General features: G+C 61.8%; 7 protein-coding genes and 1 pseudogene. 5 read left to right on the forward strand and 3 right to left on the reverse strand.

The features are described from left to right. Positions 1-215, reverse strand: a pseudogene (locus AOK15_RS21105) (ATP-binding protein); the annotation flags it as partial. Between the two features lie 98 nt (positions 216-313). Beyond that, entirely contained in the window at positions 314-1,168 is an 855-nt protein-coding gene (locus AOK15_RS21110; RefSeq protein WP_079058607.1) for a helix-turn-helix domain-containing protein, read from the reverse strand. A gap of 255 nt (positions 1,169-1,423) precedes the next feature. Here AOK15_RS21110 and AOK15_RS46140 point away from each other — a divergent pair, with 255 nt between their 5' ends. Together AOK15_RS46140 and AOK15_RS46145 are read left to right on the forward strand one after the other, a co-directional pair. Further along, positions 1,424-3,787, forward strand: coding sequence for a hypothetical protein (locus AOK15_RS46140; RefSeq protein WP_205632183.1), 2,364 nt, complete (start codon positions 1,424-1,426; stop codon positions 3,785-3,787). Positions 3,788-4,152: 365 nt separating this feature from the next. Continuing rightward, positions 4,153-4,362 (forward strand): hypothetical protein, encoded by a 210-nt coding sequence (locus AOK15_RS46145; protein WP_205632184.1) that lies wholly within the window; start codon positions 4,153-4,155, stop codon positions 4,360-4,362. A 248-nt stretch (positions 4,363-4,610) separates the two neighbouring features. Here AOK15_RS46145 and AOK15_RS42445 read toward each other — a convergent pair whose 3' ends face one another. After that, the gene (locus AOK15_RS42445) at positions 4,611-6,281 is read right to left on the reverse strand and encodes an SIR2 family protein (RefSeq protein WP_157870321.1); all 1,671 of its coding nucleotides are present in this window, start codon (positions 6,279-6,281) and stop codon (positions 4,611-4,613) included. A gap of 691 nt (positions 6,282-6,972) precedes the next feature. On the opposite strand from AOK15_RS42445, the gene AOK15_RS45130 reads away from it, so the two are divergent. From AOK15_RS45130 to AOK15_RS21120, 3 genes are all read left to right on the forward strand, one after another. Beyond that, positions 6,973-7,443, forward strand: coding sequence for a hypothetical protein (locus AOK15_RS45130; protein WP_157870322.1), 471 nt, complete (start codon positions 6,973-6,975; stop codon positions 7,441-7,443). Between the two features lie 424 nt (positions 7,444-7,867). After that, on the forward strand, positions 7,868-8,209 hold the full coding sequence (locus tag AOK15_RS45135) for a hypothetical protein (protein ID WP_157870323.1): 342 nt from the start codon (positions 7,868-7,870) through the stop codon (positions 8,207-8,209). Between the two features lie 99 nt (positions 8,210-8,308). Further along, on the forward strand, positions 8,309-10,701 hold a 2,393-nt coding region (locus tag AOK15_RS21120), incomplete at its 3' end, for a tetratricopeptide repeat protein (protein WP_167738839.1).

A 10,701-nucleotide genomic window follows, 5' to 3' on the forward strand; every position in this document is an offset into this window, starting at 1 on the left:
AGGTCACTGTCGTCGCCGAAGCTGACGACCACGACGAACCAGCCGCCGGCCGCGCCGCTCAACGAATGCCGCACAGCGTTGGTCGCAAGCTCACTGACGACCAAGACCGCGTCGTCGACCGGTCCTCGCTCCTCCAGCAGAGCAGCGACGAAGCGTCGAGCATGGCCCACCTCCTCGGCCAGGCCGGGAAAGGCGCGGCACCACTTGGTTCGCATGGGAGATCCCTCACTCTACGTCTAGGGGGCTAGACAGCGCAACGGCAGGGTATTCCCATGACTGGATGCCGAGCTAGGCATTCAGAGGAATTATTCCTCTATCGAGTGAGGGTGTCTCCCAAGCTGCGGAAGTCCGCCATCGACCGCAACAGCAGCTCCCTGACCTCGCCGCCGAAGATGGCCGCTTCCTCGAAGCGAGCGAACGTCTCCTCGTAGGCGGCCAGTTCGACGGAGTCGGCCGACACACGCTCACGGTCGAAGGTCTCGACGACAACGGCCCGCTTGTCGCACAGGGTGAACCCGTGGCGAGGCAGCACCGGCACCCGCCGACGCCAAGGGATGACCCCGAGCCGCACCGTGTCCAGGCTCTCGACAGCCAGCAGCCGGTCGAGCTGGGCGAGCATGAGCGCCGGAGTCCCCGGCCAGGTACGCAACACGGCTTCGGTCAGCACGAACACCGACTCCCGACCCGGCTCGTACAACACGCTCTGCCGCTCGATACGGGCAGCCACCGCCCGACCGATGGCATCAGGCGTCGAGTTCGGAACACTCGCAAAGACGTGACGGGCGTACTCCGCGGTCTGAAGCAGGGCCGGCAGCACAACGCACTGAAACGACCTCACCAACTGCGCGGACCGCACCTCTTCATCAACGGTGCTACCAGTGGACGGAGTTGCGTGGACTGCCTGTTGGTCGACACCCGGAGCCACCATCACGGCGTGCAGCAGCTCACGGACCTCACGAGCAGTCGACTCATCGAGGCCGAGAGCACGTGAGAGCCGGTCGAGCACGTCAACGCTCGGAACCATGCGCCCGGTCTCGACCTTGGACACGGTCGGCTGCCCCACCCCAGCGGCCTGCGCCAGCACCGCACCCGTCAACCCAGCTTCTGTCCGAAGGACCCGAAGACGCGCACCAAGCGCCCGCATCCGCTCCCGCCGCTCACTCCCCATGCTCAGGGTTCTACACCACAGGGCAGCACGAGCATGATTCAAACTTTCTCTACTGGTTCAAGGCGGCTCGCTCCGCTCACCGCGCGCGGCACGGGCGCCGGCCGGGCCTGCGCTCCTGTCTCCGCCCCGCTCCAGCCCGGCCGACGCCCGTGCCGCGGGCACATCAGCCGTCGACTTTGGCGCAGTCGGCCAGCACAAGTGTGGCGCCCACGTAGGCTTTGGGGTCCTGACCTCCGCATGCTTCGAGGGAGAGCCATGAGGGGCCTACTCGATGACGAGCCGCTGGAAGGAACAAGCGAGGCTCGCATTTCTTATCGCCCACGACGTATTGCTGTTCCTTTGTCGGCCCCACTCAGTCAGAACAAATTTATTAGCACCGTGCGCAATCAGTGCCAGGTATGGGGTGGGGCCGTAGCGCCACTAGTCCCGCTGAATACCAGCGGAACCGTAGATAGCACCTATGCCCACGTTCTACCCGGTTCAGCAATTGACGGCATCGAAGGCCTGCATCCATTTAATCTAATTCATCTGTCCGAGGCGACGGTTGAACCTTCTCGACAATCGCAAGCCCATGGGCCCCAGCTGGCTTTTGCCCTACTGGAATCTGGAAAGGTTGACGAGTATCGACCCGTTGAAGTAGTAGAGCTAGAGGCAGGAGATCCGTGGAGGATGATCTACGCAGCATGTCTTGGATTGTTGCCAGAAAGGCCAAATTCCGACCTTCTAGACTCTCACAACTTGATCCCCGAGACGAAATACGAAGACTTGATCCGAGTGGAGAGAGTGAAAACCGAGGGGTCATTGAATGATCTTTTGCGCCGCTTGAATTCACGAGATGCGATCTCCCCTCGAAAGCTATCCATGCTATGGCTTGCATATGGAAATTCCGGCAGTACGGGCATCAGGACTGCGAAAGTCACACTCCCCAATCCTGGGTTTGCACGGTTCGATGCAGGGCCTAACGTCGTTGTAATTTGTTCACCTGATAACATCCACGACACAGCACTGTTGTGGAATCTACGCGGCGCGAATGGAGATTCGACTCCACTGCCGATCGGAATCCCTTCCAGCGAGGTTACCCCCGACCTCCTTCGCCAATTGATGCATGAGCCCGGGCTATCACGAAACGGGTTCCCAGTTAACGGTCTGTATGTAACCAGCGCCAGCCTGTCCAAGGCCGAAATCTGCACTCTAATTGGTGAAGATATTTCGAGGGTTGGAATTGCCAGTTACGAGGAAATGTTGCACCTGGGGTATCCGGGCACTCTCTCGCGAAATGAGGTACTCGTATGGAACAAAGGGGAAACTCAGTTCGTGCCGCTGCCGCCTGATGCTCACCGCAGCCTTTTTATGCATGGAGTGATGTCTCGAACAGCAACCATGTATGCGGACGTTTGCGTGCTAGACAGCCCATTTCCAGAAGGGCCTGACGTAAGAGCATCCATGCTTAGTGCTGTATTCGCGGCTGGCGAGTACAGTACGAATGTCGCGCATTCCAAACGGGCGGAGGCCCGTAACCTATCATGGCCCAGCAGCTTGCTCATGGCCAGGACAGTAGCGTCTAGGCGAGGCTTTGAACTTCAGGAATCAGAACCTGGCCGTGCGGCCCGCGTTCTTCTCGCAGGACTCTCTAGCCTCAGCGAGATTGGCAATCTCGCGCATGCCCCTCTGCTTCAGACGCTAGAAGAAATGGCGGCACGTCAGGGTTTTGGATGGTACAAAAACCGACTACGCAATATCGGGCTAAAGGCGGACCCCATTGAGTCAGTCGGCCCCACCACAGATGAACTACCAGAAAAGACATTCAACGAGTTCAAAAAGTCGCTCGGGAACAGTGACAAAGCCACTAAAAGCTGGCTGCTGTGGGCCGAGAAGTCACATCTCATCTTGAAAGGTTTTCAGTTGGTGTGCGACGCCTGCGACGCGAAGCAATGGCTACCGGTCGCGGGTTTTGCGCCGCCCATTGTCTGTCGCGGCTGCGCGCGTGAAATGCCTGCTCCTTTCGGGGATCGGACCAACGTTGAATTCAGGTACCGTCTGTCTGAACGTCTGCGACGAGTGTACGAGCAAGACGCGATGGGGCACTTGCTGGTCGCCCGGTACCTCTATCTCATCCTTGAGGCCGGGAGGAAGGGAAGGTTGATCGGCCTTCACCCTGGCATGGAAGTACGCGAAAAGGGGCAAGTCGAACTCGAAGGAGAAGCAGACGTTCTACTGTTTACGAGGAGGGCAGAATTCATCCCGGTGGAGGTTAAGCGAACTTTTTCAGGATTCACGGAAAGAGAAATAGGGAAACTCGACCATCTCGCCTCTTTCCTAAAGTCGCCATGGTCGCTAGTTGCCTCCTGTCAATACGGAAAGGATGCAGGAGAGGAGTTCGAGGAACTTTCAAAGTATTCAGCAATTGAAGGATACTCTCGTGTCGTGTTGAGTTACGACAAGCTTCTCGGGCGACCCGTTTGGGCCATCAATAGCGACCCATTCGAATGGAATCCACTCAGCTTGGATGAAATCAAAAAGCGGGAGCAGCAATTTGTCAGGAATTTGATTGACCGGGTCGACAATGGAAGAGAGAATTGGATGGCGAAAGAATTGTTGAATCCGCCCAGCAGGGTGTAGCTACCTGCTGCTATGAAGTCATTGCAGCTTGTCTGAAACCTGCCATTTCCCCGCGCCCTCTACTGTAACTGCGTGACAACGCCCACGAACAGCGGCCGACGCACGCGGACGCCTGCGAACCATCAGCGCAAGCGAGAGCCACACCAACCCAAGGTCTCACCCCCGCTTCCGCCGGCGCCGCTTGCTCTGGTTTACGGCGTGGCAGCGTGGCTGAGGCCAGTGGGGGTGCAGCGAGACACACGCGCACGTAGTCGGTTGACGCACCCGCCATCGTGGCTGACTGTCGTCGGCAGAGGTTCAACCCTCCGACGACGTACCGCATTCCAGGAGGGAGGCCGCGCCCGCTCTTCAATATGGTGCGCTGCATGACCAACGACTACCCGGCCTGTCCCGAGTGCAGTCGGCCCATGAAGTCCGGTGGCTTGGTGCTCTCCGGCCGGGAGGACGACAACCAGCACTCCGCCCGCCCCGCGGACCTGGACGCGGTCGTCTTTCACCTGCCAGACGTCGCCGTAAAGCATGGCGTTGGGGAGGTCTACCCTGACGATGTCGTTGACGTCCAGATCTCTCGATAGGCCGAGCCCACGCATTCGAACAGTGATTGCAGAGATAGCCGACCACATCGGACCCCGCAACAGTCATCGGCCGGCCCGGATGGACCGCTTTGACGAGGCACCGAGCGCACGGGTCGGCAGTGTGTGCGCCTACCGATCAGGACATCTTCCGATTCTGCTGTATAGCAACGAGGTACAGCAACCCGCGACCGACACCGGCCCTCACGACCCGCCCCGTAGCCCATCCATTTTTGCATTGGCCAGCACGCCTACTGCAGTGAGTCCGGGTACCAGGGATCTGAGGGGTAGACAGTCACGCTCCCAGCGGATTGGCGCCACACGAGGTTCTCCGCCCACTCGGAGAAACGGGCATCGTAAGTTGACTTGGCTACGTCCAACCGCTCTAGGTCTCCACCGAAAAGGCCGTTAGACAACAAAGGGTGATCGCCACTGTAGAGCGTGATTCCACGCGCCAGCCAAGCAGCTGGAGCCGGGAGATAGTGATCATCATCTTCCACGGCACGAATGTGCGGTACATCGGACGTGCTTGATCCATGACTTAGCGAGTAATCGGTTTGCATGATCAAGCGCATATACTCGAATCGCTCCCATGCATCCCGGTATGCACTCTCACCGAAGGAAAGCAACTCAACGAATATGCTTTTAAGTGAATCATAAAGTCTACTTGATGCTCGCGAGACACCCATCGTTGTTCCAGGGCTCAGTAGCACACTTGCCGGAGCAACCTGGTCCCGATAGTGATCTTTGGCTTGAGGCTCAGTGAGTAGACGGTTAACCAGGCCCCACCTCTCTCCTGCGAGGGCACCAATACCTGCTGCGTAAATCAGAAACGTTGCTGGCGTACGAATTAGTTCAATAAGGGCAACTGATCCACTCAAGTTGGGCCGGTGGGCGAAGCGTTCAATGTCGGAAACCCACCACTTGTCAGTTTCTTCGCTTCCCCAATATGCCATCGTCGCGGTGAGCGCAAGGAGTTTTTCACATTGCGCTTCGATGAGTTCGAGGCGCTGTGCGTGCGTGCTGGGGACATCAGCGGTATCCCACGGGCCCGCCATCAAGACCGGGAGCTGACTGACTCTGCTAATTTCTTGGCGAATCGTATCGTGTAGAGAAATCGCCAACTGAGACCCACCCAGGGCTCTTTTCGCCGATGACACTGCAGTCGCAATCGAGGCTGGATGCTCACGCTCGATATCGAGCAGCGCTTCCGCGCTGTCAACCAGTCTGCCAAAGAAAGTATCGGCGTCTGACTTCACGTATTCCGCTTGGCGCAACTGACGAACATCATTGGCTACCGGAGAGAGCTCGAATGGATCAACCCAATAGGTAGTGAACCGGCGAGTCGGGCACCGGGTCAGGGAGTTCCTCAGGGCGACATCCCATTTTGCGGACCACCCTGAGATGATTAGACCATACTCATCAAATACTTGATCAAGTAGCTTGTCCAGGCCAGGAGCGTACGATGCAAGCTCATCCGAGGTGTTCAGCATACTCGTGGGATTTAGGTAATCCCCGTGGAGGTGGATAACTACGCATTGCAATGTGTGAAGTGGCGCCATTCCGGCAATATCGCTAGGATGCGCGACCACGGTTGGCTCAATGCCAACATCCCGCAATGCTGTCTCCATCAGTCGATCAAAATTGATCGTCATAATCACTCGAATCAGACCAAGGTCCGCGAGCCGCGCCAACGACTGATGCGCCATTGTGGGTGTCTTGATTCCCTGTGATTTTTCATCACCAGTGGGCTCGAAGTAGGCCCGAAGAAGAGCTTGACGCTCGTTAGAAGTCCGAGTCAGGGCTCCGAGAAGCCCGTCATAGGTCGGGGACACCCCAAAGCGCTGCTTATACCAGATCTCTGGATCGTCAGGGCTGACTCCCTCGGTCCGTGCGATACGACGAATCAAGTCTTCTTGCACGTCCCAAGCCGATGGCATCCCGGATGCAATGGACACACCAGCACCGAGCAACACTGCATAAGCGCGAGGGTTGGCATGCAGAGCAAAAGCTAGGGTCAACTGCGGTTCCACGTCCCACTTCCAATGAGCGACAGCATGCGACTTCCTCCTACCGTAGAGCACCAGGGCAACGTTGTCGTCCCTTTGACGATAAAAGTGGTTGTCAGCCCTTAGCGGGCTCGATCGAGCACCCACGAGACCTCTCGGGGATCGGCGGCGGCTTGTGGACTATCCGTGGACTGGGATGGCTCAATCCAGCGCGCGCAAGGCCACGACCTGCTGCGTCAAGTAGGCACCAGACGGCCTCCGGAGCCGTTGCAGTACAGCAGCGAAGTACAGCAACCAGCGTGACCGCAGTCGACCGCCAACAGCTATCAATGGCCGGCTGACCAGCCCGTTAGACCTCGATGACCTCCCAGCCGAGAGTTCGGGACGAAGAGGTCGTGCGAGATCTGTGCCAGCTTGCGGTCCACGAGCGTCAGGGTTTTGCGGCTCCTGCTCTGGTCGACGTCGCCAAGCGCGTGGTTGTCGCGAGGGAAGTGCAGCGCGACGGGTGGGCCCCGGTACGCCCGCCGGTACGTCGCCGATGGCCACTGCGCAGGCAAGGCGCGGCCGCTCGTAGAATCCGCGCACAGCCAGCGAAGGGGTGGGGATGGACGACGAACCGAAACAGGACGTGGATGCGCCTGCTAGATCAGAAGTGCAACAGAACCGGGCCGCACTCCGGGTCGCCCTTGGAGCAGCTGCGATCGTTGTGCTTGTGGGGGCTGGCTTGGGAATCGGACTGGCCGTAGCTGGCTCCGAAGAAGGTTCTTCCGACACGGCACTGTCGTATGCCCAAAAAGCGTGTGAACACGTCAATATGGGATCGCCGGGCGAGTCCGCAGATAGCGCCGATTCAGCTTCCGACCAGGCTGAATGGTGGAGTGACAGCGCGGACAACGCCGCTCGAGCGGCGCGTCTAGACGAAGCCTGGAACGAGCTTGTGCGTGCCACCGATGCCCAGTATCGCGCATGGAACCTTGCTGCCCAGGGCGCTGATCAGACTCTGATCGACGCGGCCATAGCTGAAACCAGAGCTCACCCCTTTGAGCCGGAGTGCCGAAAGGCACTCGTCCGTTGACGTGTCACGAGCTTGGGGACTCGTGTACGCCCTCGTGGCTGACTGCCTTCGGCTGAGGTTCAGACGGGGCGCATCGAGGGTGCCAGCCGTCAGCCGCGCGCGGCAAAGCTGGGCCGTCTCTGGGCCGTCCGAGGATGCTCAACAGTGGCCAATGACGACCAACGACGACCACCAGGCGCACGACCCCACCATCCCTGACCAGCAAAAACCCAACTCACCAAGATCCCCGAGAAGACCCAGGGCAAGAAGACAGATCGCTCCTCGCCCATCAAGGCTCCTCCGTCTGTGGTGGCGCGGGCAGCGTGTTGGCTGGTGAGGGATCGTGTGTTTGTGCGGCTGGGGGAAGTGGCTGCGTGTCAGGATGGTCGGTCCGGATGTGCCTGACTTGTCTCAGGGGTGGGTTGTGCAGGCTTTTCTTCGGTGGATGTTGGCGGTGGCGGGTTCGGCTCTGGCGTTCGCTGCGGTAGCGGTGCCGTGGGCGGTGCTGTCAAAGGGCGATGATCCATGGGATGTGATCGCTCCGGTGGCGGGTGTGGTGGCGGCGGGGGTACTGGCCGCGCTGGCCTGGTGGGCCTCGCAGGCCGGCGGGGCAGGAGTGCGGCGGGTGCGGCAGTCGGCACGCGGCAGAGGCCGCATCTCGCAGACCGGCGGCAATACGGGCGCAAGTGCCGCCGCTCCTGGTACTGCGGTGCGTGAGGACGTGCGGCAGAAGGCACGCTCCGACGGCACAGGGGACATCGATCAGGTCGGCGGGAACCGCGCCTGAGGCAACAGGGGGCCAAGAATGGTGGTCGGGGACTCGGGGCAGCGCCGTGCACGTCAGCGGGCAAGGACACAGGGGAATGTGACCCAGGTGGCGGGGGACATGCATGTCAATCCCGCGCCGACACAGGGCCCGTCGGTCGAGTGGCCGGTGTGGGTGGGGGATGTGCCCCGTCCTGCTGCGGCCTTCCAACCCCGCACACAGGTACGCAAGAAGGCCAGGGCAGCGCGCACCGGGGGCAGTGACGTGGTGCTGTCCGGTGCCGGCGGGGTGGGCAAGAGCCAGCTCGCGGCGTCGTTGGCGCGAGAACTGCGGGACCAGGAGCGCACCGATGAGACCGGACTGGACGTACTGGTCTGGGCGCGTGCCACCAGCACCGACCAGATCATCACCGCCTATGCGGAAGCGGCCGGGCGGTTACAGCTTCCCGGAGTCTCTCCGGACGATGAGGACGGGGCGGCGCAGCTGTTTCTGCGGTGGCTTGCTGCGACCGGGCGGAGATGGCTGGTGGTCCTGGACGATGTGACCGACCCTGCTGCCGTCCAGGAGTGGTGGCCCGACAGCGGGGCCGGCCGCGGCTGGGTCCTGGCCACCAGCCGACGCGAGGACGCACTGCTCAGCGGCCAGGGACGCAACCTGGTCAGGCTCGGCCTCTACACGGATGCAGAGTCCCGCGCCTACCTCCAACGCCGACTCACCGACGCCGGTCACGCCCACCTACACGACGCAACCCAAGCAGGAGAGATAGCCGCCGAACTCGGCCACCTTCCCCTCGCACTCGGCCACGCCGCCGCCTACCTCATCAACAAACGGCGCACCATGGGCGATTACCTCAATCTGTTGCGTGACACCAGCAGCCGCCTGGGCGATCTGTTCCCGCTAAGCGGCGACACCGAAGGCTACGGACGCCCCGTCACCGCCTCGCTGTTGCTGTCCCTCGACGCAGCCCAGGAATCTGATACCAGCGGTCTGGCCCGGCCCCTGCTGCACCTCGCCTCTCTCATGGACCCCCTCGGCCATCCCGCCACCACCTGGACCACACCCGCCGTCCTTAGTTTCCTGCGTACCGCCCGCCCGCCACAACGCCGGTGGCTACGCCGCCACCACCCGGCCGTCAGGCAAACCGAGGTGCACAGCGCGTTGGAAGCCCTGCGCACGTACTCCATGCTCACCCAGGACACCACCACCGCGCCCATCCGCATGCACGCCTTGACCGCCCGCGCGGTACGGGAATCCATCCCGTCTTCCATGCTCCCGGCCATGGCCCGTACCTCGGCCGACGCAATCTTGAGCCTGTGGCCTCGCCACGACCACGAGGAACGAGAACTCGCCGCCGTGCTGCGCGCCAATGTGGTTCAGCTCGATGAGCTCACCCGCCCGGCCCTGTGGCAGCCCGAAGCTCACCCGTGCATTTACCGGGTTAGCAGCAGCCTCACGGACGCGGGGCTCTACCAGCAGGCCATCGAGTACGACGAGAGAACCGCTCGTCACAGCAACGACATCCACGGCCCCGACCACCCCGACACCCTCATCGCCCGCCACAACCTCGCCGTCTCCTACAGCGACGCCGGACGTGTCCAAGACGCCCTGAACCTCTGCGAGCGGGTCCTGGCCGACCGGGAGCGCACCCTGGGCGAGGACCACCCCGACACCCTCGACGCACGCAACAACCTCGCCGGCTCCTACAGCGACGCCGGACGTGTCCAAGACGCCCTGAACCTCCGCGAGCGGGTCCTGGCCGACTACGAGCGCATCCTGGGCGAGGACCACCCCGACACCCTCGACGCCCGTAACAACCTCGCTGGCTCCTACAGTGCTGCCGGACGTGTCCAAGACGCCCTGAACCTCCGCGAGCGGGTCCTGGCCGACTACGAGCGCATCCTGGGCGACGACCACCCCGACACCCTCCGCGCCCGTAACAACCTCGCCGTCTCCTACAGTGCTGCCGGACGTGTCCAAGACGCCCTGAACCTCTGCGAGCGGGTCCTGGCCGACCGGGAGCGCATCCTGGGCGAGGACCACCCCGACACCCTCACAGCACGCCACAACCTCGCCGTCTCCTACAGTGCTGCCGGACGTGTCCAAGACGCCCTGAACCTCGGCGAGCGGGTCCTGGCCGACCGGGAGCGCATCCTGGGCGAGGACCACCCCGCCACCCTCACCACCCGCAACAACCTCGCCAGCTCCTACAGCGACGCCGGACGTGTCCAAGACGCACTGAACCTCTGCGAGCGGGTCCTGGCCGACCGGGAGCGCATCCTGGGCGAGGACCACCCCGCCACCCTCACCACCCGCCACAACCTCGCCGTCTCCTACAGTGCTGCCGGACGTGTCCAAGACGCCCTGAACCTCTGCGAGCGGGTCCTGGCCGACTACGAGCGCATCCTGGGCGAGGACCACCCCGACACCCTCACAGCACGCCACAACCTCGCCAGCTCCTACAGCGACGCCGGACGTGTCCAAGACGCACTGAACCTCCGCGAGCGGGTCCTGGC

This window comes from Streptomyces ossamyceticus, from assembly GCF_001418475.1.
Taxonomy (GTDB): Bacteria; Actinomycetota; Actinomycetes; order Streptomycetales; family Streptomycetaceae; genus Streptomyces; species Streptomyces ossamyceticus.